The sequence below is a fragment of the Pseudomonas sp. SID14000 genome (assembly GCF_002165135.1).
Taxonomy (GTDB): Bacteria; Pseudomonadota; Gammaproteobacteria; order Pseudomonadales; family Pseudomonadaceae; genus Aquipseudomonas.
In genome coordinates this window covers 1-22,595 of sequence record NZ_NFZQ01000025.1, presented here as the reverse complement: position 1 = coordinate 22,595, position 22,595 = coordinate 1, and the positions used below count along the sequence as shown (strand labels likewise).

The following is a 22,595-nucleotide window of genomic DNA, read 5'->3' as shown; positions in this document are numbered from 1 at the left end:
CGATGGTAGTGTGGGGCTTCCCCATGTGAGAGTAGGTCATCGTCAAGATTCATTTCGCAAAACCCCTATCTGCGCATGCAGGTAGGGGTTTTGTCTTTGTGGCGCAAAAACTCCCGCGCATACGCGGCCCCTGTGGGAGCGGGTTCACCCGCGAACACCGGCAAAGCCGGTGCCATCCCCCGCGTCGCCTGCTTCCACAACTCCCACAATTCGAGCCAGAACACTAGAATAGGCCCACGCACCTATCCAGAAGCGCTATATGCCCAATCCTGTCGAACCTGAAACCCTGGCCCAGTTGCCGCTGGACGAGCTTGTCGCTTGCCATGAATGCGACCTGCTGCTGCGCAAGCCCGTGCTCCAGCATGATGAGAAAGCCCAATGCCCGCGCTGCGGCTACGAGCTCTACGCCCACCGGCACAATGTGGTCAACCGCAGCCTGGCCTTGGTACTCACCGCCTTGCTGCTGTTTGTACCAGCCAATTTCCTGCCGATCATGCAGTTGCACCTGCTTGGCCAGACATCGGACGATACCGTCTGGAGTGGCGTGCTGGGCCTGTACAACTCAGAAATGCGCGGCGTGGCTGTGGTGGTGTTTCTCTGCAGCATGGCCATACCCCTGGCCAAACTGCTCTGCCAGTTGTTCGTGCTATTGAGCATTCGCCTGAACATTGGGCGTAACTTCGGTCTGCTGTTCTACCGCATCTATCACCACTTGCGTGACTGGGGCATGCTCGAGGTCTATTTCATGGGCGTGCTGGTGGCCATTGTCAAGCTGGTGGACCTGGCCGAACTGACCGTGGGCCTGGGGCTGTTCTGCTTCATCAGCTTGCTATTGATTCAGGTATGGCTCGAGGTGGTGATGTCACCGCACCAGATCTGGAGCGCTCTATCAGGGGAGGACCTGCATGCGGGCGATTGATGCGGGCATTCTTGTCTGCAATGAATGTCACGAGCTGAACAGGCAACAGCCAGACAGCACTTCACAAACCTGTACACGTTGCGGCGCAATCGTGCATGCCCGTCGGCCGAACAGCATCGCGCGTACCTGGGCGCTGCTGATTGCCGCGTCGATCCTCTATATTCCGGCCAACATGCTGCCGATCATGACCGTGAGCACCCTGGGCCAGGGCAGCCCCGACACGATCATGTCCGGCGTCATCACCTTGCTCAAGCATGGCATGGTGCCTATTGCTGCCGTGGTGTTCATTGCCAGTATCCTGGTACCCACGTTCAAGCTGGTGGGCATTGGCTTGCTTTTGTACTCCGTTCAACGTCGGCAACCGCTTTCGGCGCGGCAACGGATATTGATGTACCGCTTCATCGAATTCATTGGACGCTGGTCCATGCTCGATATCTTTGTCATCGCCATCCTGGTGGCGGTGGTGAATTTCGGCCGAATAGCCAGTGTCGAAGCCAACCTGGGCGCTGTCGCCTTTGCAACTGTGGTGATCCTGACAATGCTTGCCGCTTTAACTTTCGATCCCCGACTGATTTGGGATAACACGGAGTCGGATGACGACCATGAGTGACCTGCCAACGGCTAAAACCCGCCCAGCCTCGAACTGGTCGGCCATCTGGATCCTGCCTTTGATCGCCTTGATGATCGGTGGCTGGCTTGCGTGGCAGGCTTACCGTGATGCCGGTGTGGAAATTGAAGTTCGCTTCGAGTCGGGCGAGGGTATCGTCGCCAACAAGACCGAGGTGATCTACAAGGGCATGCCGGTTGGCAAGGTCAAAAGCCTGGTGCTCGACGCCAAGGGTGAGCACCAGGGGGTGATCGCCACCATCGAGATGAACAAGGCTGCCGAGCCTCATCTGACCAAGGGGACGCGTTTCTGGCTGGTGAAGCCGAGCGTCAGCCTGGCGGGTATTTCCGGCCTTGAAACACTGGTGTCAGGCAACTACATCGCCGTCAGCCCGGGGGAGGGGGAGCGTACCAAGCGCTTTACCGCCTTGAAGGTGGCGCCGCCGCTGTCGGACACCGAACCGGGCCTGCACCTGACCCTCAAGGCCGAGCGGCTGGGCTCGCTCAACCGTGACAGCCCGGTGTTCTACAAGCAGATCCAGGTTGGCCGGGTTAAAAGCTACCGCCTGTCCGAGGACCAGAGCACCGTCGAGATCAAAGTGTTCATCGAGCCGGCCTATGCCAGCCTGGTGCGCAAGCACACGCGTTTCTGGAACGCCAGCGGCGTCAGCATCGATGCTTCGCTCTCGGGCGTGAAAGTGCGCAGCGAGTCGCTGTCGAGCATTGTCGCCGGTGGTATCGCCTTTGCCACGCCGGAGCACCGCAAGGACAGCCCGCCCACCGACTCGAACCTGCCGTTCCGTCTGTATGAAGACTTCGACGCGGCCCAGGCAGGTATCCGGGTAAAGGTGAAACTGAGCGATTACGAGGGCCTGCAGGCGGGCCGTACACCGGTCATGTACAAGGGCATCCAGGTGGGCTCGTTGAAAGCCCTGACAATGGCAGACAACCTGGCCAGTGCCTCGGCCGAGCTGACGCTGGACCCGTTGGCCGAGGATTATCTGGTCGAGGGCACGCAGTTCTGGGTGGTCAAGCCGTCGATTTCCCTGGCGGGTATCACCGGCCTGGAAGCGCTGGTCAAAGGTAACTACATCGCCATCCGCCCCGGTGAGAAGGGGGCACGGCCCGAGCGTGAGTTCGAGGCCCGCGCCAAGGCGCCGCCGCTCGACCTCAAGGCCCCAGGCCTGCACATGGTGTTGTTCGCCGACACCCTGGGTTCGCTGGAAATCGGTAGCCCGGTGATGTACCGCCAGGTGAAGGTGGGTAGCGTGCAGAGCTACCAGTTCGCCCGCAACAGCAACCGCATCCTGATCGGTGTGCATATCGAGAAGGAATACGAAAAGCTGGTCAACGGTTCGTCGCGCTTCTGGAACGTCAGTGGTATCACCCTGACGGGCGGCCTGTCGGGTATCAAGATCAAGAGTGAATCGCTGCAGACCCTGATGGCCGGTGGCATTGCGTTCGATACGCCACGGTCCGATGTGCCGCTCAAACGCCACATTCCACGCTTCCGCCTGCATGACAGCCAGGAGGCGGTAAACCGCGCAGGCACATTGATCACCATTCGCGTGGACCGTGCCGATGGCCTGAAGCCGGGCACGGCAATCCGTTTCCGCGGGCTGGATGTGGGCAGCATCGAGAGCGTCGACTTGACCGATGATCTGCAGGCAGTGCTGCTGCGAGCGCGCATCACCGAAGCGGCAGACCGTATCGCTCGCGCCGGTACGCAATTCTGGGTGGTCAAGCCAGCCTTTGGCCTGGTGCGCACGCAGAACCTCGACACCTTGGTGGGCGGGCAGTACCTGGAAGTGCAGCCAGCTGCCAAGGACCGTGGCCCGCAGCGCGATTTCATCGCTTTGGCCGACGCCCCGCAGGTGGCCGGGCCGGAAGTCGGCCTGCCGTTGACGCTAAGCGCCCCGCGCCGTGGCTCGATCAAGCCGGGTGTGCCGGTGACCTACCGTGAGGTTGCGGTGGGCAAGGTAACGGGCTTCGAGTTGGGGCAGAGCGCCGACCGCGTGCTGATCCATATCCTGATCGAACCGCGCTATGCGGCCCTGGTGCGCAGCGGCAGCCGTTTCTGGAACAGCAGCGGCTTCGGTTTCGACTGGGGTCTGTTCAAGGGGGCGACCGTGCGTACCGAGTCGGTGGAGACCCTGATTGACGGCGGTATTGCCTTCGCCACGCCAGATGGCGAGCAGATGGGCAACCCGGCACGGCCGCAGCAGACCTTTGCCTTGTTTGACAAGGCCGAGGATGAATGGCTGCAGTGGGCGCCGAAGATTCAGATAGCCAAGTGATGTAGAGGCAGGGCTGCCAAGCGCAGCCTTGCGTTTTTTGTAGGAGCAGCCTTGTGCTGCGAATGGGCTGCTCCTAAAAAAGCCGATCGTAATCAAGTGGGCAGGATGCTTGCACAAATCGCAGGCAACAAAAAACCGACCCTAGGGTCGGTTTTTCGACTAGCGCGTCGCTTAGGCAGCTGCAGCTTCTTTCAGCGCCTTGATGTGGCCATTCAGACGGCCTTTGTGACGAGCAGCCTTGTTCTTGTGGATGATGCCCTTGTCGGCCATACGGTCGATTACAGGCACAGCCAGAACGTAAGCGGCTTGCGCTTTTTCGGCGTCTTTTGCGTCGATGGCTTTAACTACATTCTTGATGTAGGTACGGACCATGGAACGCAGGCTGGCGTTGTGGCTGCGACGCTTCTCAGCCTGTTTTGCACGTTTCTTGGCGGAAGGTGTGTTGGCCACCGTCGAGCTCCTCGAAAGACTTTAGGTAAATAGCAAACAAAATAGGCCGCGAATCATGCCGATCAGTCGAACGGATGTCAAGGCCACCTGCAAGGTTCCGCCGAGCGGTGCGCCAACAAGAGGGAAATATTCCTTTCTGCTGCGCGACCTGTAAACTCGGGAATTTTGGCTCCCCTGCGAAGGCGCGGGAGTATCGCACATTCGGACGCTGTCTGGCAGCGTCCTCTGCCCTTGGCGTGAATCTTTTCGATGAACCTGCTCAAATCTCTGGCTGCGGTAAGCTCGATCACCATGATTTCGCGGGTGCTGGGCTTTGTCCGCGACACCATCCTGGCGCGTGTTTTCGGTGCCGGCATCGCTACCGATGCCTTCTTCATCGCCTTCAAGCTGCCCAACCTGCTGCGGCGCATCTTCGCTGAAGGGGCGTTTTCCCAGGCCTTCGTGCCGATCCTGGCTGAATACAAGACCCAGCAAGGCGAAGAGGCGACCCGCACCTTCGTCGCCTATGTCAGCGGCCTGTTGACCCTGGCCCTGGCCCTGGTGACCGCTATCGGCATCCTGGCGGCGCCGTGGGTGGTGTGGGCGACCGCGCCGGGCTTTGTCGACAGCGCCGAAAAATACGAGCTCACCACCGACCTGTTGCGGGTGACCTTTCCTTATATATTGCTGATTTCGCTGTCGTCCCTGGCCGGGGCGATCCTCAATACCTGGAACCGCTTCTCGGTGCCGGCCTTTACCCCGACCCTGCTGAACGTGGCGATGATCGCCTTCGCCGTGCTGCTTACGCCATATTTCGACCCGCCTATCATGGCCCTTGCCTGGGGTGTGCTGGCCGGTGGCCTGGCGCAGTTGCTTTACCAGCTGCCAGCGTTGAGGAAGATCGGCATGCTCGTGCTGCCACGCCTGAACCTGCGTGATGCTGGCGTATGGCGGGTGCTCAAGCAGATGCTGCCAGCGATCCTCGGGGTGTCGGTGAGCCAAATCTCGCTGATCATCAACACCATCTTTGCCTCCTTCCTGGTGGCCGGTTCGGTGTCGTGGATGTACTACGCCGACCGCCTCATGGAGCTGCCTTCCGGCGTACTGGGCGTGGCCCTGGGTACCATACTGCTGCCAACCCTGGCCAAAACCTACGCCAACAAGGACCGCGAGGAATACTCGCGGATCCTCGACTGGGGCCTGCGCCTGTGCTTCCTGCTGGTGCTGCCCTGCACCCTGGCCCTGGCCATCCTCGCCGAGCCGTTGACCGTGGCGCTGTTTCAGTACGGCAAGTTCACGGCCGTCGACGCAGCCATGACCCAGCGGGCGCTGATCGCCTATTCCGTGGGCCTGCTGGCCATCATTCTGGTCAAGGTACTGGCACCTGGCTTCTATGCGCAGCAGAATATCCGTACGCCGGTGAAGATCGCGGTATTCACCCTGGTCTGCACTCAGCTGTTCAACCTGGCCCTGATCGGCCCGCTCGCGCATGCCGGCCTGGCCCTGGCGATCAGCCTGGGGGCCTGCCTGAACGCCGGCCTGCTGTTCTGGAAGCTGCGCAGCCAGCAGCTGTTCCAGCCGCAGCCCGGGTGGGCGATGTTCCTGTTCAAGCTGTTGCTGGCGGTGGGACTGATGTCAGCGGTGTTGCTGGCCGGCATGCATTACCTGCCGGCCTGGGAGCAGGGCAACATGCTCGAGCGCCTGGTGCGCTTGGGGGCTCTGGTGCTGGCGGGCGTCGTGACCTATTTCGGCTGCCTGTACCTTTGCGGCTTCCGTCCTCGACATTTCGCCCGAAAGGCCTTGCACTGAGGCATCGGGCGGGTCAGGCGTCGGTTTTTCGCATTCCACGCCGCCCTTGGGCGCTGCTGCCTGTCACCGGCGCCCGGGTGTGGTTATAATCGGCCACTTTATGAGCAAGAAGCGCGTTATGCAGCTGGTTCGAGGTCTTCACAACCTGCGCCCCGAGCACCGGGGCTGTGTCGCCACCATTGGCAACTTCGATGGGGTTCACCGCGGCCACCAGGCGATCCTGGCGCGCCTGCGCGAGCGCGGCCAGGCCTTGAGCCTGCCGACCTGCGTGGTGATCTTCGAACCGCAACCACGCGAGTACTTCGCTCCCGATACAGCGCCGGCCCGCCTGGCCCGCCTGCGCGACAAGATCGAGCTGCTGGCGGCCGAAGGCATCGACCGTGTGCTGTGCCTGGCATTCAACCAGCGCCTGAGCAAGCTCGGCGCCGATGCCTTCGTCAAGGCCATCCTGGTCGACGGCCTGGGTGTGCGCCACCTCGAAGTGGGCGATGACTTCCGCTTCGGCTGCGACCGCGTCGGCGACTTCGCCTTCCTGGTCGACGCCGGCAAGCAGTATGGCTTCACCGTCGAGGCCGCCAACACCGTAATCCAGGACGGCCTGCGGGTCAGCAGCACCGAAGTGCGCAAGGCCCTGTCCGAAGGCAACTTCGAGTTGGCCGAGCACCTGTTGGGCCGCCCGTACCGCATCGCCGGCCGCGTGCTGCATGGCCAGAAGCTGGCCCGCCAGCTCGGCACACCTACCGCCAACATCCAGCTCAAGCGCCGCCGCGTGCCGCTGTCCGGGGTCTACCTGGCCAGCATCGAAATCGACGGCAAGGCCTGGCCGGGTGTCGGCAATATCGGCGTGCGCCCCACCGTTGCAGGTGACGGGCGCCCGCACCTTGAGATTCATCTGCTGGACTATGCCGGCGACCTGTATGGCCGGCGCCTGACGGTGGAGTTCCACCACAAGCTGCGTGAAGAGCAGCGATTCGCCTCCCTGGAGGCGCTGAAGTCGGCGATCGATGCGGATATCGCCGCCGCACGTGCACATTGGCACGCTCAACCGCTAACGAAGAGCCTGAAATGACCGACTACAAAGCCACGCTTAACCTTCCGGACACCGCCTTCCCCATGAAGGCCGGCCTGCCTCAGCGCGAACCGCAGATCCTGCAGCGCTGGGACAGCATTGGCCTGTACCAGAAGCTGCGCGAAATTGGCAAGGATCGTCCCAAGTTCGTCCTGCACGACGGCCCGCCCTATGCCAACGGCAAGATTCACATCGGTCATGCGCTGAACAAGATCCTCAAGGACATGATCGTCCGTTCCAAGACCCTGGCCGGCTTCGATGCGCCGTACGTGCCGGGCTGGGACTGCCATGGCCTGCCGATCGAGCACAAGGTCGAGGTCACCCATGGCAAGCACCTGTCCGCCGACCGCACCCGCGAGCTGTGCCGCGAGTACGCCGCCGAGCAGATCGAAGGGCAGAAGACCGAGTTCATCCGCCTGGGCGTGCTGGGTGACTGGGACAACCCGTACAAGACCATGAACTTCGCCAACGAGGCCGGCGAAATCCGCGCCCTGGCCGAAATGGTCAAGCAAGGCTTCGTGTTCAAGGGCCTGAAGCCGGTGAACTGGTGCTTCGATTGCGGTTCGGCCTTGGCCGAGGCCGAAGTCGAGTACGCCGACAAGAAATCGCAGACCATCGACGTTGCCTTCCCGGCTGCCGATGAGGCCAAGCTGGCTGCTGCCTTCGGCCTGGCCTCGCTGGCCAAGCCGGCCGCTATCGTGATCTGGACCACTACCCCGTGGACCATCCCGGCCAACCAGGCGCTGAACATCCACCCGGAGTTCAAGTACGCTCTGGTCGATACCGGCGAGCGCCTGCTGGTGCTGGCAGAAGAGCTGGTCGAGTCGTGCCTCAAGCGCTACGGCCTGGAAGGCTCGGTCATCGCCACCGCCCAAGGTTCGGCGCTGGAGCTGATCAACTTCCGCCACCCGTTCTACGATCGCCTGTCGCCAGTCTACCTGGCCGACTACGTCGAACTGGGCGCCGGTACCGGCGTGGTTCACTCCTCGCCAGCCTACGGTGAAGACGACTTCGTCACCTGCAAGCGCTACGGCATGGTCAACGACGACATCCTCACCCCGGTGCAGAGCAACGGTGTGTACGTCGATTCGCTGCCATTCTTCGGCGGCCAGTTCATCTGGAAGGCCAACCCGGCCATCGTCGAGAAGCTGAGCGAAGTCGGTGCGCTGATGCACACCGAAACCATCAGCCACAGCTACATGCACTGCTGGCGCCACAAGACCCCGCTGATCTACCGCGCCACCGCGCAGTGGTTCGTGGGTATGGACAAGCAGCCGAGCACTGGCGAGCCGCTGCGTGAGCGCGCACTGAAAGCCATCGAGGACACCAAGTTCGTCCCGGCCTGGGGCCAGGCGCGCCTGCACGCGATGATCGCCAACCGCCCGGACTGGTGCATCTCGCGTCAGCGTAACTGGGGCGTGCCGATCCCGTTCTTCCTGCACAAGCAGACCGGCGAGCTGCACCCGCGTACCGTCGAACTCATGGAAGAAGTGGCCAAGCGTGTCGAACAGGAGGGCATCGAGGCCTGGTTCAAGCTGGATGCCGCCGAGCTGCTGGGCGCTGAAGCCGAGCAGTACGACAAGATCGCCGACACTCTCGACGTGTGGTTCGACTCGGGTACCACCCACTGGCATGTGCTGCGTGGCTCGCATGACATCGGCCATGCTACCGGTCCGCGTGCCGACCTGTACCTGGAAGGTTCCGACCAGCACCGCGGCTGGTTCCACTCGTCCTTGCTGACCGGTTGCGCCATCGACGGCCACGCGCCGTACCGCGAGCTGCTGACCCACGGCTTCACCGTCGACGAGAACGGCCGCAAGATGTCCAAGTCGCTGGGCAACACCATCGAGCCGGAGAAGGTCAACAACACCCTGGGTGCCGACATCCTGCGCCTGTGGGTAGCTGCCACCGACTACTCCGGTGAAATGGCCGTTTCCGAGCAGATCCTGCAGCGCAGTGCCGATGCCTACCGCCGTATCCGCAACACTGCGCGCTTCCTGCTGTCCAACCTGTCTGGCTTCGACCCGGCCCGCGACCTGCTGGCCCCGGAAGACATGCTGGCGCTGGACCGCTGGGCGGTGGACCGCACCCTGCTGCTACAACGCGAGCTGGAAGAGCACTACAGCGAGTACCGTTTCTGGAACGTCTACTCCAAGGTGCACAACTTCTGCGTACAGGAGCTGGGCGGCTTCTACCTCGACATCATCAAGGATCGTCAGTACACCACCGGCGCCAACAGTGTCGCCCGCCGTTCCTGCCAGACCGCGCTGTACCACATCAGCGAGGCGCTGGTGCGCTGGATCGCGCCAATCCTGGCGTTCACCGCCGACGAAATCTGGCAGTACCTGCCAGGCGAGCGCAACGAGTCGGTAATGCTCAACGGCTGGTACGAAGGCCTGAGCGAGCTGCCGGAAGGCTCCGAACTGGACCGCGCCTACTGGGACCGTGTGATGGCCGTCAAGGCATCGGTCAACAAGGAGCTGGAAAACCAGCGTACCGCCAAGGTCATCGGCGGCAACCTGCAGGCCGAAGTCACCCTGTACGCCGACGAAGGCCTGAGCGCCGACCTGGGCAAGCTGGGCGACGAACTGCGCTTCGTGCTGATTACCTCGGCTGCCAGCGTAGTGCCGTTCGTGCAGGCACCGGCCGAGGCCGTGGCCACCGAAGTCGAAGGCCTCAAGCTGCAAGTGGTCAAGTCCGGCCACGCCAAGTGCGGCCGGTGCTGGCACTTCCGCGCCGACGTCGGCAGCCACCCGGAGCACCCGGAAATCTGCGGCCGTTGCGTCGACAACCTGAGCGGTTCCGGTGAGGTGCGCCACTATGCCTAACCTTGCAGCGGGGCGCTTCGGGCGCCTTGCATGGCTTTGGCTGAGCCTGGTGGTACTGGTCCTCGACCAGGCCACCAAGCTGTATTTCAACAATGCCCTGACCATGTACCAGCAGATTGTCGTCATCCCTGACTACTTCAGCTGGACCTTGGCCTACAACACTGGCGCGGCCTTCAGCTTCCTGGCGGAAAGCTCCGGCTGGCAGCGCTGGCTGTTCGCCCTGATCGCCGTGGTGGTGAGTGCCGTGCTGGTGGTGTGGCTCAAGCGCCTGGGGCGCAACGATACCTGGCTGGCCGTGGCGCTGGCGCTGGTGCTGGGTGGCGCGATCGGCAACCTGTATGACCGCGTTGTGCTCGGCCATGTGGTCGACTTCATCCTGGTGCACTGGCAGAACCGCCATTACTTCCCGGCCTTCAACCTGGCCGACAGCGCTATCACCGTTGGTGCGGTGATGCTGGCGCTGGACATGTTCAAGAGCAAGAAGTCCGAGGATCCGGTCCATGACTGACACCCGTATCGGCCAGAACACCGAAGTCACCCTGCACTTCGCGCTGCACCTGGAAAACGGCGACACCGTCGACAGCACGTTCGACAAAGCCCCGGCCACCTTCAAGGTCGGCGATGGCAACCTGCTGCCAGGTTTCGAGAACGCCCTGTTCGGTTTCAAGGGCGGTGACAAGCGCACCGTCGTGGTGGCCCCGGAGAACGCCTTCGGCCAGCCCAACCCGCAGAACGTGCAGGTCATGCCGCGGTCCCAGTTCGAGGGCATGGAGTTGTCCGAAGGGCTGCTGATCATCTTCAACGACGCCGCCAACACCGAGCTGCCGGGTGTGGTGAAAGCGTTCGATGACGACCAGGTGACCATCGACTTCAATCACCCACTGGCTGGCAAGACCCTGACCTTCGAGGTGGAGATCCTCGAGGTGAAGGCCCTGTAAGCCTGGAGCCGAGCATGCAAATCAAACTCGCCAACCCCCGCGGCTTCTGCGCGGGGGTCGACCGGGCGATCGAGATCGTCAACCGCGCGCTGGAAGTCTTCGGCCCACCGATCTACGTGCGTCACGAAGTGGTGCACAACAAGTTCGTGGTAGAAGACCTGCGCAACCGTGGTGCTATCTTCGTCGAAGAGCTGGACCAGGTGCCGGACGATGTCATCGTCATCTTCAGTGCCCACGGCGTTTCCCAGGCCGTGCGCCAGGAAGCCGCTGGCCGTGGCCTGAAAGTGTTCGATGCCACCTGCCCGCTGGTGACCAAGGTGCACATCGAAGTGGCCAAGTACAGCCGCGACGGCCGTGAGTGCATCCTCATCGGCCATGAAGGGCACCCGGAAGTCGAAGGCACCATGGGCCAGTACGACGCCAGCAATGGTGGCGCCATCTACCTCGTCGAAGACGAGGAGGATGTTGCCAACCTGCAGGTGAAAGACCCGGACCACCTGGCATTCGTCACCCAGACCACGCTGTCGATGGACGACACCAGCCGCGTCATCGACGCCCTGCGTGCGCGCTTCCCGAACATCGGCGGCCCGCGCAAGGACGACATCTGCTATGCCACCCAGAACCGCCAGGACGCAGTCAAGCAACTGGCGGACGAGTGCGACGTGGTACTGGTGGTCGGCAGCCCGAACAGCTCCAACTCCAACCGCCTGCGCGAGCTGGCCGAGCGCATGGGCACCCCGGCTTACCTGATCGACGGTGCCGAAGACCTGCAACGTGGCTGGTTCGACCAGGCGGCGCGGATCGGCATTACCGCCGGTGCTTCGGCCCCCGAAGTGCTGGTGCGTGGCGTGATCGAGCAGCTCAAGGCCTGGGGCGCCAGCGGCGCTGAAGAGCTGGATGGGCGGGAAGAGAACATCACCTTCTCCATGCCCAAAGAGCTGCGGGTTCGGTCGCTGATCTGACACGGCCCGCACCTGGGGGCTGTTTTATGTGGGAGCGGCCTTGTGTCGCGAAAGGGCCGCTCCTACAGTGACCGCGCTGACCTATTGGAAGTGTTTTTGCATTGGGAGTTTTTGGGCTCTCCCATTTCTACCCTGACCCTGCCAGTGGATGCCATCACCACTTGATACTGGCTGGTTGCGGTCAAGCGCTCGCAAACCTCCATCGTTGAAGCAAGCCAATTATTGTTCGGCCCCAGCGGAACCCCCTGCGCACTGAATTTCAGCTGCCCACCGCGATTACTCGTAATCTTCAGCGGCCGTGAAAGACGCTGCTCGCGCAGCACCTGCTGGTTATGCTCCAGCACCACCCGCCAACCATTCCCCCAATGACCGTCCAACGCCTGCACCAGCACGCGCTGGCTTTGCAGCACGGCATGGCTGCGCGCGCTGCGCAGCGCCTGTGCCAGGTCACGGGCGGCCGCCGCCCTGTGTAGGTCATCGCTCAACCTGGCGTAGGCCGGCATGCCGAGCTGCGTCAGCAATATGGCCACCGCCAAGGCCGACAACATTTGAATCAGTGTTACACCTCGTTGCTTCACCGTGCATTCCTCCCTGGAAGTGCTTGGCTGTAGCTTCACGGTCGTTGGACAAGCGGTCCAGTCGCCCGGGTTCAAGGCAATTGCGGGAAAAGTCGCGGGAGGTGCAGGGATGCACACAAGGCAATGGGGCATGACGCTCCTGGAAGTGCTGTTGGCAATGACGGTTGTGGCCGTGGGCATGTTTGCAGCGGCAGGCCTGCAAGTGCAGGCATTGCAGGCTACCGACAGCGCGCGCCGCGAAGGGCAGGCGGCGCTGGCAACGCACAGTGAGCGTGAACGGAGCAGGCGGTGAGGCGCCTCCAGGGTGGTTTCGGCTTGCTTGAGCTGACGCTGGCGCTGTCCATCGGGTTGATGTTGCTGGTGGCGGCCGGCCAACTGTTTGTCTCTGCTCACCAGGCTGGGCGCCTGCAAAGTACAGCAGTGCGCATGCAGGATGAGGCGCGGCTGGCATTGCTGCGCATGGCGCAGGATATCCGCATGGCGGGGATGTTTGGTTGCCTGCGGATAGCGCCTGGCGACGTCAAGGAGTCGAGCGCACAGCTGGCATTCGCCCGCCCGTTGGAAGTTGATACCAGCACTCTAAGCCTGGTTGTGGCGGAGTTGCCCGGACAGGCTGGCAAGGGTGACTGGCTTTTGCAGACGGACTGTGTCGAGAAGGTGCTCGTACAAACAGAGCGCGATGAGCGATACCCGTTGGCGTATCCCATCAGCAAGTACGTTTATCAGCTTCAGGGCAATGTGCTGAAGTTCAAGCGAGGAACAAGCTTTCAGCCGTTGGTGGAGAATGTGCGAGCGGCGCGTTTCGAACGTGTGCAAACGTCGCATGGAGAGCGGGTAGATATTGCGCTGACGTTATACGAGCCCACGCTCAGGCTCGAACAACATCATGAACTGAGCGTGGCGTTGCGCAACCCGGTACCAGGGCCATGAAGCGTCAACGCGGTGTTGTGTTGCTGTTGGCGTTGGTGTTGAGCCTGCTGCTAGGTTTGCTGACGGCCTCGGCCCTGCGCGAAGCCGTGGTTGAAACGCGCATGGTCAGTGACATGCACGATGGCCTGCTGGCATTTGAAGAGGCAGAGGCCACCTTGCAGGCAGGGGCGAGCGAGCTTGGTCGGGCCCCCCCTGATCCATGCACAGCGTGCCTTCCGCCAACCCGGCCGCATGATCTGCCGGGGCAGTGGCAACACACGGCATCCGGTTACTTCCATATACAGAACCTGGGACCCAGCACTCGCGCCGCACACATGCCGGAAGGGCAGCAGGTCACGCTGTTCCGGATAACTGCCGTCAGCAGGCAAACCCCGTCACGGCATGTACTGGAAGCCGTCTACGCCGTGGCCGGCGACACAACCCGGCGCATCACCTGGCGGCAAAGATTGCGAGGAGACTGACATGCAGCAAGGCTTGAGCCTGATCGAGTTGTTGATTGTGCTGGCCGTGACCGGCATTCTGGCAGCCATTGCCTACCCCAGTTACAGCGACCAGCTACGGCGGGCTGCACGCAGCGAAGTGGTTGGCCTGCTGCATGATGCCGCCCTGCGCCTGGAACGCCACCGCGTACGCACTGGCCAATACGCCGAGGGCGACCCGGCCTTGCCCGACGGTACCCGCTATTACAGCCTTCAGGCCCAGCGCGATAGCGACACCTTCACGCTGCGCGCCCGGCGGCTGCCGAGCGGGCTGATGGCGCAGGACCGCTGTGGCGATTTCCAGCTCGACCAGGCTGGCGTGCAGCGCAATCCGGGGGCCGTTGCCGGCAGCGAGCACTGCTGGGGAAACTGAGGGTTGAATGATGCCCGGTGCATCGCGGATTTACTTCAGGTGTTGGATCGACAGATGAGCAAGCAAGTAGTGGTGGTCGGCGGCGGGGTGATCGGCCTGCTGACGGCATTCAACCTGGCGGCGAAGGTCGGGCAGGTAGTGGTGTGTGATCAGGGTGAAGTCGGCCGCGAGTCGTCCTGGGCCGGCGGTGGCATCGTCTCGCCGCTGTACCCGTGGCGCTACAGCCCGGCGGTGACCGCCTTGGCACACTGGTCGCAAGACTTTTATCCACAGCTGGGCGAGCGTTTGTTCGCCAGTACCGGCGTCGACCCCGAAGTGCACATCACCGGCCTGTACTGGCTCGACCTGGACGACGAGGCCGAAGCGCTGGCCTGGGCCGAGCGCGAGCAACGACCGCTGAGTGCCGTGGATATCTCGGTGGCCTATGACGCGGTGCCGGTGCTGGGCCCAGGCTTCAAGCGTGCCATCTACATGGCCGGGGTGGCCAACGTGCGCAACCCGCGCCTTGTGAAGTCGCTCAAGGCGGCTTTGCTGGCGTTGCCCAACGTGACCTTGCGTGAGCACTGCCAGGTTACCGGCTTCGTCCAGCAAGGCGGCCGCGTGACCGGTGTGCAGACGGCCGACGGCGTGCTGGCGGCGGATGAGGTGGTGCTCAGTGCCGGCGCCTGGAGTGGCGACCTGCTGCGCACCCTTGGCCTTGAGCTGCCGGTGGAGCCAGTGAAGGGCCAGATGATTCTGTTCAAGTGTGCCGAAGACTTCCTGCCGAGCATGGTGCTGGCCAAGGGGCGCTACGCGATCCCGCGGCGCGACGGGCATATTCTGGTGGGTAGCACGCTGGAGCATGCCGGGTACGACAAGACCCCGACCGAGGATGCACTGGAGAGCCTGAAGGCGTCGGCTGTGGAGTTGTTGCCTCAGCTCGAGGGGGCCACGGTGGTGGGGCATTGGGCCGGGCTGCGGCCGGGGTCGCCGGAAGGTATTCCGTATATCGGGCCAGTGCCGGGGCATGCGGGGTTGTGGCTGAACTGCGGGCATTACCGCAACGGGCTGGTGCTGGCGCCGGCTTCGTGCCAGCTGTTTACCGACTTGCTGACCGGGGCCGAGCCGATCATCGACCCGGCGCCCTATGCGCCAACCGGGCGGCTGGGCTGAGGGCCTCTTCGCGGGTAGAGCACAGGTTTCGAAAACTGTGCAATCCCTGTGGGAGCGGGATTACCCGCGAAGAAGCCAGTGGAGATTTGAATTCAGTCTTGGCGGCCAGGCCCCTGCTGCAGGTGCGCCTGGCTGCAGTACCACTCGTTGCCCTGCTGCAGCGCCCGGTCATTGGGCAGATGCACGCCGCAATGGGCGCAGCGCACCATCTTTAGCGGCGCATCCAGCTTCGCCTCGGGGTGCGACTGTTGGCTGGCTTTGAACTTGCGCCACAGCCAGAACGCGGCGGCGATCAGGGCGATCCAGAAAAGTAGGCGAACCATGGTGTCCAGCTTGTCGGTTGAAGAAGCCGATAGTCTAGGACGCGGCCAATAAAAAAGGGAGGCCCAGGGCCTCCCTTTCATGTACCGCTGCGTATCAGTCGAACAGACCAAAGGTCATGTAGCTGAACCAGGAGCGGTCTTTCTCGGCTTCCTTCGGCCCTTCCGGCACGATCGGGTCGCCGTTCTCGTCCGTTGGCAGCAGCTCGCGCGGCATCTCGTCGCGTGCGTCCTGGAACTGCTTGACCACGTCCTGGTTGGCGCGGGTTTCGCCCGGCGGCAGCGGGGTGTCGGTTTCGATCAGGCCCAGGGTGGCCTTGGACAGCCAGCCGCGGCCATCAGACTCGGTCTGCTTGGGCTGGAACTCGCCATCCACCAGGCTCGGGTGGTCCGGGTAGTTGAGCTTGAGGGTTTCCAGGCTGGTGGCGGCCAGTTCGTCCAGGTGCATCTTCTGGTACGCCTCGACCATCACCGCCAGGCCGTCGCCGACCGATGGGGTTTCCTGGAAGTTTTCCACCACATAGCGGCCACGGTTGGCAGCGGCTACATAGGCCTGGCGGCTCAGGTAGTAGTCGGCCACATGGATTTCGTACGAAGCCAGCAGGTTGCGCAGGTAGATCATGCGCTGCTTGGCGTCGGGCGCGTAACGGCTGTTGGGGAAGCGGCTGGTCAGTTGGGCGAACTCGTTGTACGAGTCGCGGGCAGCGCCCGGGTCACGCTTGGTCATGTCCAGCGGCAGGAAGCGCGCCACCAGGCCACGGTCCTGGTCGAACGATGTCAGGCCCTTGAGGTAGTAGGCGTAGTCGACATTCGGGTGCTGCGGGTGCAGACGGATGAAGCGCTCGGCCGCCGACTTGGCAGCCTCGGGCTCGGAGTTCTTGTAGTTGGCGTAGATCAGCTCAAGCTGCGCCTGGTCGGCATAGCGGCCGAACGGGTAGCGCGACTCCAGGGCCTTGAGCTTGTTCACGGCACTGGTGTAGCTGGAGTTGTCCAGGTCAGCTTGCGCCTGCTGGTACAGCTCGGCCTCGCTGAGGTTCTCGTCGATCACTTCTTTATTGGAGGAACAGGCCGCGGTGAGCCCGAGGATGGCGATCAGCAGCAGGTGTTTCACTTGCATGGCGGCTTGCGTCCCTTTGACGGCCGCTGTCTTGGGCGGTGCCGTCCTGTTATGATGAGCGCCCCGGCCAACCCCGGGACAAAAGAAGCCGTATTTAACCACAAGCTCGCAGCCGAAACCAAAGGCTGTGCGCCCGCCGAATCGAGCATGTCCGAGATCATTCAACTTAGCGCAGAGGTCCCGTCCGAACTGGGCGGTCAACGCCTCGACCAGGTCGCCGCCCAATTGTTCGACGAGTATTCGCGCTCGCGGCTGACTACCTGGATCAAAGAAGGCCGCCTGACGGTCGATGGCGCGGTCCTGCGCCCGCGTGACACCGTCCATGGTGGCGCCGTGCTGGCCCTGGAGGCCGAGCAAGAGGCCCAGGGCGAGTGGGAGGCCGAGGACATTGCGCTGGACATCGTCTATGAAGACGACCAGATCCTGGTGATCAACAAACCTGCCGGCCTGGTGGTACACCCGGCAGCCGGGCATGCCAGCGGCACCTTGCTGAATGCGCTGCTGCACCATGTGCCCGACATCATCAACGTGCCGCGCGCCGGCATCGTGCACCGCCTGGACAAGGACACCACCGGCCTGATGGTGGTGGCCAAGACCCTGCAGGCGCAGACCAACCTGGTCGACCAGCTGCAAAAACGCTCGGTCAGCCGCATTTATGAATGCATCGTGGTTGGCGTGGTGACTGCCGGTGGCAAGATCGACGCGCCCATTGGTCGCCACGGCGGCATGCGCCAGCGCATGGCAGTCACCGACGGCGGCAAGCCAGCGGTCAGCCACTACCGCGTGCTCAAGCGCTTCCGCTCGCACACCCACGTGCGAGTGAAGCTGGAAACCGGCCGTACCCACCAGATTCGTGTGCACATGGCCCATGTCGGCTACCCGCTGGTCGGCGACCAGACCTACGGCGGCCGCTTCCGCATTCCGCCGGCAGCCAGCCCGACCATGGTCGAAGCGGTGAAGACCTTCCCGCGTCAGGCCTTGCACGCGCGCTTCCTGGCACTGGTGCATCCGACTACCGGTGAGCGCATGGAGTGGGAATCGCCGCTGCCGGATGACTTCGTCTGGTTGCTGTCGCTGCTGAACCAGGACCGCGAGAGCTTTATCGGATGAGTGGCCTGACGCAGTCGCTGCTGTTCCCCGACTGGCCGGCCCCGGCCTCGGTGCGCGCCTGTGTCACTACCCGCCAGGGCGGTATCAGCCTGCCGCCCTATGAAACCTTCAACCTTGGTGACCATGTAGGGGACGACCCTGCCGCGGTGGCTGAGAACCGTCGTCGCCTGAGCGACGAGTTCGCCATCCAGCCAGCCTGGCTCAAGCAGGTGCACGGGCTGGTGGTGGCGGATGCCAACCCGGCCGTGGTGGCCGAGGCTGACGCCAGCTGGACCGACCAGCCTGGCATTGCCTGCACCGTGATGACTGCCGATTGCCTGCCTGCGCTGTTCTGCGACCGGGCAGGGACCCGCGTGGCGGCAGCGCATGCCGGCTGGCGCGGGCTGGCCGGTGGTGTGCTGGAGGCTACTCTGGATCGCCTGGCACTGCCGCCCGAAGAGGTGCTGGTGTGGTTGGGGCCGGCGATTGGCCCGCAGGCGTTCGAAGTGGGGCTGGAAGTGCGTGACGCCTTTACGGCGGTGCACCCGGAGGCGGCCAGGGCCTTCGTGGATGGTGCCCGGCCGGGCAAGTTGATGGCTGACATCTATGAGCTGGCGCGTATCCGTTTGGCGGCGCGTGGGGTGACTGCTGTTCATGGCGGTGGCTTGTGCACGGTCAGCGATGAGCGGTTCTTCTCCTATCGCCGTACCCCGCAGGGTGGGCGCTTCGCTTCCCTGGTATGGCTGGAACCGCGCTAGCCTGTACCGGCCTCTTCGCGGGTAAACCCGCTCCCACAGCCTAATCACAGGCCTTGAGAGCGGTGCAGTACCTGTGGGAGCGGGTTCACCCGCGAATGCCTTGGCACTGATTCAACAGGTTGATCCTGGTCAACCCCGCTACGCTTGAATCTTCCAGAATCAGCCTTATCTATAAGGTCATCTCAGGCAGGTTTCTTCATAAACAGGCGCTGTCCATCGCTCCGACCTGCCCTTTAAAGGAAGGTACCCCCATGCGAATAGACCGTTTGACCAGCAAGCTGCAGCTTGCATTATCAGATGCCCAGTCCCTGGCCGTTGGCATGGACCACCCCGCCATCGAGCCCGTGCACCTGTTGCAGGCACTGCTCGAGCAGCAGGGCGGTTCGATCAAGCCGCTGCTGATGCAGGTAGGCTTCGACATCAACAGCCTGCGTCAGGCGCTGGTGAAAGAACTCGACCAGCTGCCGAAAATCCAGAACCCCACCGGCGACGTGAACATGTCGCAGGACCTGGCACGCCTGCTCAACCAGGCCGACCGCCTGGCCCAGCAGAAAGGTGACCAGTTCATTTCCAGCGAGCTGGTGCTGCTGGCCGCCATGGACGAGAACAGCAAGCTCGGCAAGCTGTTGCTGGGCCAGGGCGTAAGCAAGAAAGCCCTGGAAAACGCCATCAACAACCTGCGTGGCGGCGCGGCAGTCAATGACGCCAATGCCGAGGAGTCGCGCCAGGCGCTGGACAAGTACACCGTCGACCTGACCAAGCGTGCCGAAGAAGGCAAGCTGGACCCGGTGATCGGCCGTGACGACGAAATCCGCCGTACCGTACAGGTGCTGCAACGCCGTACCAAGAACAACCCGGTGCTGATCGGTGAGCCTGGCGTAGGTAAAACCGCCATCGCCGAAGGCCTGGCCCAGCGCATCATCAACGGTGAAGTGCCTGACGGCCTCAAGGGCAAGCGCCTGCTGGCGCTGGACATGGGCGCGCTGATTGCCGGTGCCAAGTACCGCGGCGAGTTCGAAGAGCGCCTCAAAGGCCTGCTGAACGAGCTTTCCAAGCAGGAAGGCCAGATCATCCTGTTCATCGACGAGCTGCACACCATGGTTGGCGCCGGCAAAGGCGAGGGCGCCATGGACGCTGGCAACATGCTCAAGCCGGCCCTGGCCCGTGGCGAGTTGCACTGCGTTGGCGCCACCACGCTGAACGAGTACCGCCAGTTCATCGAAAAGGATGCTGCCCTGGAGCGCCGCTTCCAGAAGGTGCTGGTCGAGGAGCCGAGCGAGGAAGACACCATCGCCATCCTGCGTGGCCTGAAAGAGCGCTATGAAGTGCACCACAAAGTGGCCATCACCGACGGTGCAATCATCGCTGCGGCCAAGCTCAGCCACCGCTACATCACCGACCGCCAGCTGCCGGACAAGGCCATCGACCTTATCGACGAAGCGGCCAGCCGCATCCGCATGGAGATCGACTCCAAGCCGGAAGTGCTCGATCGCCTCGACCGCCGCCTGATCCAGCTGAAGGTGGAATCGCAGGCGCTGAAGAAGGAAGAAGACGAAGCGGCGAAGAAGCGCCTGGAGAAGCTGACCGAGGAAATCGAGCGGCTGGAGCGTGAGTATTCCGACCTGGAAGAAATCTGGGCCTCCGAGAAGGCCGAGGTACAGGGTTCGGCGCAGATCCAGCAAAAGATCGAACAGGCCCGCCAGGAGCTGGAAACCGCCCGTCGCAAAGGCGACCTGAGCCGCATGGCCGAGCTGCAGTACGGGGTGATCCCTGACCTGGAGCGCAGCCTGCAGATGGTCGACCAGCACGGCAAGACCGAAAACCAGTTGCTGCGCAACAAGGTCACCGAGGAAGAAATTGCCGAAGTGGTGTCGAAGTGGACCGGTATTCCGGTAGCCAAGATGCTCGAAGGCGAGCGTGAAAAGCTGCTGAAGATGGAAGAGCTGCTGCACCAGCGCGTGATCGGCCAAAGCGAGGCGGTAACCGCCGTGGCCAACGCCGTGCGCCGTTCGCGCGCCGGGCTGTCCGACCCGAACCGGCCGAGTGGTTCGTTCATGTTCCTCGGCCCGACCGGGGTGGGCAAGACCGAGCTGTGCAAGGCGCTGGCCGAGTTCCTGTTCGACACCGAAGAGGCGATGGTGCGCATCGACATGTCCGAGTTCATGGAGAAGCATTCCGTGGCTCGCCTGATCGGCGCCCCACCAGGCTATGTAGGGTATGAAGAGGGCGGTTACCTGACCGAGGCGGTACGGCGCAAGCCATACTCGGTGGTGCTGCTGGACGAGGTGGAGAAGGCCCACCCGGATGTGTTCAACGTGCTGCTGCAGGTGCTGGAAGACGGCCGCCTGACCGACAGCCACGGGCGCACCGTGGACTTCCGCAACACCGTGATCGTGATGACCTCCAACCTGGGCTCGGCGCAGATCCAGGAACTGGTGGGTGACCGCGAGGCACAGCGTGCGGCGGTGATGGATGCGGTGGGTTCGCACTTCCGCCCGGAGTTCATCAACCGAATCGACGAAGTGGTGGTGTTCGAGCCACTGGGCCGCGAGCAGATTGCCGGCATTACCGAGATCCAGCTGGGCCGCCTGCGCAGCCGCCTGCTGGAGCGCGAACTGTCGCTGAGCCTGAGCCCGGAGGCGTTGGACAAGCTGATTGCCGTGGGTTACGACCCGGTGTACGGCGCACGGCCGCTGAAGCGCGCGATCCAGCGTTGGATCGAAAACCCGTTGGCGCAGTTGATCCTGGCAGGCAAGTTCATGCCGGGGACGGCGATTACCGCCAAGGTGGAAGGCGACGAAATCGTCTTTGGCTGATTTGCTTCATCATGAGCCCCGCATCTGCGGGGCTTTTTTTTTATGCCTGCTGAAACCGCGAAGGGCCGGCACAGCCCCAGCAAATCCGGGTCTTTCCTGCCTTTCTGGATAACTTGCTGAAATTTTTGAATTTTTTGCTTGCATCTAAAATCGAGTGCCCCTAATATACGCCGCGTTGTCAGGCACTAAGCGAATCACCAGCAACACCGGTGACCGCAAAACAACTTACAAATCAGTAAGTTGAATGAAAAAAAGTGGTTGACAAGCAAAACGAAGAATGTAGAATAGCCGGCCTCAGCAGCTGCAACGCGAAAGCGGATAGCTAAAGAGACCGAAGCTAACACAGGCTTCGAAGCTGTAAAGATGTGCCGAAGTTCAGTTCCGCGATAGCTCAGTCGGTAGAGCAAATGACTGTTAATCATTGGGTCCCTGGTTCGAGTCCAGGTCGCGGAGCCAATCTCGGGGTGTAGCGCAGTCCGGTAGCGCGCCTGCTTTGGGAGCAGGATGTCAGGAGTTCGAATCCCCTCACCCCGACCATTTTCCGGGTCGTTAGCTCAGTTGGTAGAGCAGTTGGCTTTTAACCAATTGGTCGTAGGTTCGAATCCTACACGACCCACCATGTAAAAAGGGCATCTCAAGCGAGATGCCCTTTTTCTTTAAGTATCACGGGGTGTAGCGCAGTCCGGTAGCGCGCCTGCTTTGGGAGCAGGATGTCAGGAGTTCGAATCCCCTCACCCCGACCATTTCCGGGTCGTTAGCTCAGTTGGTAGAGCAGTTGGCTTTTAACCAATTGGTCGTAGGTTCGAATCCTACACGACCCACCATGAAAAAAAGGGCATCTCCAATGAGATGCCCTTTTTTTTGCCTGCTCCGCACAGCAACACAACCCCTTGTAGGAGCAGCCTTGTGCTGCGAAAGGGCCGGTACGACAAAAGATTTTCTGTGGCGCTAATGGCCTCTTCGCAGCACAAGGCTGCTCCTACAGGGCAGTGCCGTGTCTGTAGGAGCAAGTGCCTGTCAGTGCAATTTCAGGCGCGGCTCGGTACCCCGGCCAATCTTGCTACCCAGCATCATCAACGCCGTGCGGAAGAACCCATACAACGCCATCTGGTGCATCCGGTACAGC

The 22,595-nt window shown here is 62.5% G+C and carries 21 protein-coding genes and 5 tRNA genes; 22 read left to right on the top strand and 4 right to left on the bottom strand.

Annotated features, from left to right (window positions below; translation table 11 throughout):
* Positions 1 to 259: 259 nt before the first annotated feature.
* The 3 genes from CAY82_RS24415 to CAY82_RS24405 are packed head-to-tail and all read left to right on the top strand — an operon-like array spanning position 260 to position 3,822.
* A complete protein-coding gene (locus CAY82_RS24415) occupies positions 260 to 919 on the top strand; it encodes a paraquat-inducible protein A (RefSeq protein ID WP_063911130.1) in 660 nt (219 codons plus the stop codon).
* Entirely contained in the window at positions 906 to 1,529 is a 624-nt protein-coding gene (locus CAY82_RS24410) for a paraquat-inducible protein A (RefSeq protein WP_015268842.1), read from the top strand. The genes CAY82_RS24415 and CAY82_RS24410 overlap by 14 nt, the downstream gene beginning before the upstream one ends.
* Positions 1,522 to 3,822 carry a PqiB family protein gene (locus tag CAY82_RS24405; RefSeq protein ID WP_087503400.1) on the top strand — a complete coding sequence of 767 codons (2,301 nt, stop codon included), beginning with the start codon at positions 1,522 to 1,524 and terminating at the stop codon, positions 3,820 to 3,822. The genes CAY82_RS24410 and CAY82_RS24405 overlap by 8 nt, the downstream gene beginning before the upstream one ends.
* A 171-nt stretch (positions 3,823 to 3,993) precedes the next feature.
* Here CAY82_RS24405 and rpsT read toward each other — a convergent pair whose 3' ends face one another.
* Entirely contained in the window at positions 3,994 to 4,272 is a 279-nt protein-coding gene (gene rpsT / locus CAY82_RS24400) for a 30S ribosomal protein S20 (protein ID WP_003247625.1), read from the bottom strand.
* A gap of 249 nt (positions 4,273 to 4,521) precedes the next feature.
* On the opposite strand from rpsT, the gene murJ reads away from it, so the two are divergent.
* The 6 genes from murJ (at position 4,522) to ispH (ending at position 11,857) form a co-directional block, all read left to right on the top strand.
* Positions 4,522 to 6,060, top strand: coding sequence for a murein biosynthesis integral membrane protein MurJ (gene murJ, locus CAY82_RS24395; RefSeq protein WP_087503399.1), 1,539 nt, complete (start codon positions 4,522 to 4,524; stop codon positions 6,058 to 6,060).
* A 118-nt stretch (positions 6,061 to 6,178) separates the two neighbouring features.
* Positions 6,179 to 7,129, top strand: coding sequence for a bifunctional riboflavin kinase/FAD synthetase (gene ribF, locus CAY82_RS24390; RefSeq protein ID WP_087503398.1), 951 nt, complete (start codon positions 6,179 to 6,181; stop codon positions 7,127 to 7,129).
* Positions 7,126 to 9,957, top strand: coding sequence for an isoleucine--tRNA ligase (gene ileS / locus CAY82_RS24385; protein ID WP_087503397.1), 2,832 nt, complete (start codon positions 7,126 to 7,128; stop codon positions 9,955 to 9,957). The genes ribF and ileS overlap by 4 nt, the downstream gene beginning before the upstream one ends.
* Positions 9,950 to 10,465 (top strand): signal peptidase II, encoded by a 516-nt coding sequence (gene lspA / locus CAY82_RS24380; RefSeq protein ID WP_087503396.1) that lies wholly within the window; start codon positions 9,950 to 9,952, stop codon positions 10,463 to 10,465. Before ileS ends, lspA begins: the two co-directional genes overlap by 8 nt.
* The gene (gene fkpB / locus CAY82_RS24375) at positions 10,458 to 10,895 is read left to right on the top strand and encodes an FKBP-type peptidyl-prolyl cis-trans isomerase (protein WP_003258215.1); all 438 of its coding nucleotides are present in this window, start codon (positions 10,458 to 10,460) and stop codon (positions 10,893 to 10,895) included. The genes lspA and fkpB overlap by 8 nt, the downstream gene beginning before the upstream one ends.
* Before the next feature lie 14 nt (positions 10,896 to 10,909).
* The gene (ispH, locus tag CAY82_RS24370; protein ID WP_087503395.1) at positions 10,910 to 11,857 is read left to right on the top strand and encodes a 4-hydroxy-3-methylbut-2-enyl diphosphate reductase; all 948 of its coding nucleotides are present in this window, start codon (positions 10,910 to 10,912) and stop codon (positions 11,855 to 11,857) included.
* A 62-nt stretch (positions 11,858 to 11,919) separates the two neighbouring features.
* Here the strand turns inward: ispH and CAY82_RS24365 are convergent, their stop codons facing one another.
* Complete coding sequence (locus CAY82_RS24365) at positions 11,920 to 12,435, bottom strand: GspH/FimT family pseudopilin (RefSeq protein ID WP_087503394.1); 516 nt, start codon at positions 12,433 to 12,435, stop codon at positions 11,920 to 11,922.
* A 109-nt stretch (positions 12,436 to 12,544) separates the two neighbouring features.
* Between CAY82_RS24365 and CAY82_RS24360 the strand changes: the two genes are divergently transcribed.
* The 5 genes from CAY82_RS24360 to thiO are packed head-to-tail and all read left to right on the top strand — an operon-like array spanning position 12,545 to position 15,369.
* Positions 12,545 to 12,727 carry a prepilin-type N-terminal cleavage/methylation domain-containing protein gene (locus tag CAY82_RS24360; RefSeq protein ID WP_087503393.1) on the top strand — a complete coding sequence of 61 codons (183 nt, stop codon included), beginning with the start codon at positions 12,545 to 12,547 and terminating at the stop codon, positions 12,725 to 12,727.
* Entirely contained in the window at positions 12,724 to 13,365 is a 642-nt protein-coding gene (locus tag CAY82_RS24355; protein ID WP_087503392.1) for a PilW family protein, read from the top strand. Before CAY82_RS24360 ends, CAY82_RS24355 begins: the two co-directional genes overlap by 4 nt.
* Positions 13,362 to 13,826: a hypothetical protein gene (locus CAY82_RS24350; protein WP_087503391.1), complete on the top strand. Its 465-nt coding sequence runs from the start codon at positions 13,362 to 13,364 to the stop codon at positions 13,824 to 13,826. Before CAY82_RS24355 ends, CAY82_RS24350 begins: the two co-directional genes overlap by 4 nt.
* Position 13,827: 1 nt before the next feature.
* On the top strand, positions 13,828 to 14,217 hold the full coding sequence (locus CAY82_RS24345) for a type IV pilin protein (protein WP_087503390.1): 390 nt from the start codon (positions 13,828 to 13,830) through the stop codon (positions 14,215 to 14,217).
* 54 nt (positions 14,218 to 14,271) lie between these two features.
* A complete protein-coding gene (gene thiO, locus CAY82_RS24340) occupies positions 14,272 to 15,369 on the top strand; it encodes a glycine oxidase ThiO (protein ID WP_087503389.1) in 1,098 nt (365 codons plus the stop codon).
* A gap of 92 nt (positions 15,370 to 15,461) precedes the next feature.
* Here thiO and CAY82_RS24335 read toward each other — a convergent pair whose 3' ends face one another.
* Together CAY82_RS24335 and CAY82_RS24330 are read right to left on the bottom strand one after the other, a co-directional pair.
* Entirely contained in the window at positions 15,462 to 15,692 is a 231-nt protein-coding gene (locus tag CAY82_RS24335) for a PP0621 family protein (RefSeq protein ID WP_013970760.1), read from the bottom strand.
* 94 nt (positions 15,693 to 15,786) lie between these two features.
* The gene (locus tag CAY82_RS24330) at positions 15,787 to 16,806 is read right to left on the bottom strand and encodes an outer membrane protein assembly factor BamD (RefSeq protein ID WP_015268855.1); all 1,020 of its coding nucleotides are present in this window, start codon (positions 16,804 to 16,806) and stop codon (positions 15,787 to 15,789) included.
* Between the two features lie 147 nt (positions 16,807 to 16,953).
* Between CAY82_RS24330 and rluD the strand changes: the two genes are divergently transcribed.
* The 8 genes from rluD to CAY82_RS24290 all read left to right on the top strand — a co-directional run bounded on the left by rluD (position 16,954) and on the right by CAY82_RS24290 (position 22,293).
* Positions 16,954 to 17,916, top strand: a complete 963-nt coding sequence (rluD, locus tag CAY82_RS24325) for a 23S rRNA pseudouridine(1911/1915/1917) synthase RluD (RefSeq protein ID WP_087503401.1) — start codon at positions 16,954 to 16,956, stop codon at positions 17,914 to 17,916.
* Complete coding sequence (gene pgeF, locus CAY82_RS24320; protein WP_087503388.1) at positions 17,913 to 18,653, top strand: peptidoglycan editing factor PgeF; 741 nt, start codon at positions 17,913 to 17,915, stop codon at positions 18,651 to 18,653. Before rluD ends, pgeF begins: the two co-directional genes overlap by 4 nt.
* Before the next feature lie 251 nt (positions 18,654 to 18,904).
* Positions 18,905 to 21,469, top strand: coding sequence for an ATP-dependent chaperone ClpB (gene clpB / locus CAY82_RS24315; protein WP_087503387.1), 2,565 nt, complete (start codon positions 18,905 to 18,907; stop codon positions 21,467 to 21,469).
* A gap of 380 nt (positions 21,470 to 21,849) precedes the next feature.
* Positions 21,850 to 21,925, top strand: a tRNA-Asn gene (locus CAY82_RS24310).
* A 4-nt stretch (positions 21,926 to 21,929) separates the two neighbouring features.
* A tRNA-Pro gene (locus CAY82_RS24305) sits at positions 21,930 to 22,006 on the top strand.
* A gap of 6 nt (positions 22,007 to 22,012) precedes the next feature.
* Positions 22,013 to 22,088: transfer RNA gene (locus CAY82_RS24300), tRNA-Lys, on the top strand.
* 47 nt (positions 22,089 to 22,135) lie between these two features.
* Positions 22,136 to 22,212 (top strand) — tRNA-Pro (locus CAY82_RS24295).
* Positions 22,213 to 22,217: 5 nt separating this feature from the next.
* Positions 22,218 to 22,293, top strand: a tRNA-Lys gene (locus tag CAY82_RS24290).
* Positions 22,294 to 22,595 lie beyond the last annotated feature (302 nt).

Bases quoted from the DNA above. Each gene is read 5' to 3' on its own strand.
- CAY82_RS24415 (WP_063911130.1), top strand. From the start codon at position 260: ATGCCCAATCCTGTCGAACCTGAAACCCTGGCCCAGTTGCCGCTGGAC.
- CAY82_RS24410 (WP_015268842.1), top strand. From the start codon at position 906: ATGCGGGCGATTGATGCGGGCATTCTTGTCTGCAATGAATGTCACGAG.
- CAY82_RS24405 (WP_087503400.1), top strand. From the start codon at position 1,522: ATGAGTGACCTGCCAACGGCTAAAACCCGCCCAGCCTCGAACTGGTCG.
- murJ (WP_087503399.1), top strand. From the start codon at position 4,522: ATGAACCTGCTCAAATCTCTGGCTGCGGTAAGCTCGATCACCATGATT.
- ribF (WP_087503398.1), top strand. From the start codon at position 6,179: ATGCAGCTGGTTCGAGGTCTTCACAACCTGCGCCCCGAGCACCGGGGC.
- ileS (WP_087503397.1), top strand. From the start codon at position 7,126: ATGACCGACTACAAAGCCACGCTTAACCTTCCGGACACCGCCTTCCCC.
- lspA (WP_087503396.1), top strand. From the start codon at position 9,950: ATGCCTAACCTTGCAGCGGGGCGCTTCGGGCGCCTTGCATGGCTTTGG.
- fkpB (WP_003258215.1), top strand. From the start codon at position 10,458: ATGACTGACACCCGTATCGGCCAGAACACCGAAGTCACCCTGCACTTC.
- ispH (WP_087503395.1), top strand. From the start codon at position 10,910: ATGCAAATCAAACTCGCCAACCCCCGCGGCTTCTGCGCGGGGGTCGAC.
- CAY82_RS24360 (WP_087503393.1), top strand. From the start codon at position 12,545: ATGCACACAAGGCAATGGGGCATGACGCTCCTGGAAGTGCTGTTGGCA.
- CAY82_RS24350 (WP_087503391.1), top strand. From the start codon at position 13,362: ATGAAGCGTCAACGCGGTGTTGTGTTGCTGTTGGCGTTGGTGTTGAGC.
- CAY82_RS24345 (WP_087503390.1), top strand. From the start codon at position 13,828: ATGCAGCAAGGCTTGAGCCTGATCGAGTTGTTGATTGTGCTGGCCGTG.
- thiO (WP_087503389.1), top strand. From the start codon at position 14,272: ATGAGCAAGCAAGTAGTGGTGGTCGGCGGCGGGGTGATCGGCCTGCTG.
- CAY82_RS24335 (WP_013970760.1), bottom strand. From the start codon at position 15,692: ATGGTTCGCCTACTTTTCTGGATCGCCCTGATCGCCGCCGCGTTCTGG.
- CAY82_RS24330 (WP_015268855.1), bottom strand. From the start codon at position 16,806: ATGCAAGTGAAACACCTGCTGCTGATCGCCATCCTCGGGCTCACCGCG.
- rluD (WP_087503401.1), top strand. From the start codon at position 16,954: ATGTCCGAGATCATTCAACTTAGCGCAGAGGTCCCGTCCGAACTGGGC.
- pgeF (WP_087503388.1), top strand. From the start codon at position 17,913: ATGAGTGGCCTGACGCAGTCGCTGCTGTTCCCCGACTGGCCGGCCCCG.
- clpB (WP_087503387.1), top strand. From the start codon at position 18,905: ATGCGAATAGACCGTTTGACCAGCAAGCTGCAGCTTGCATTATCAGAT.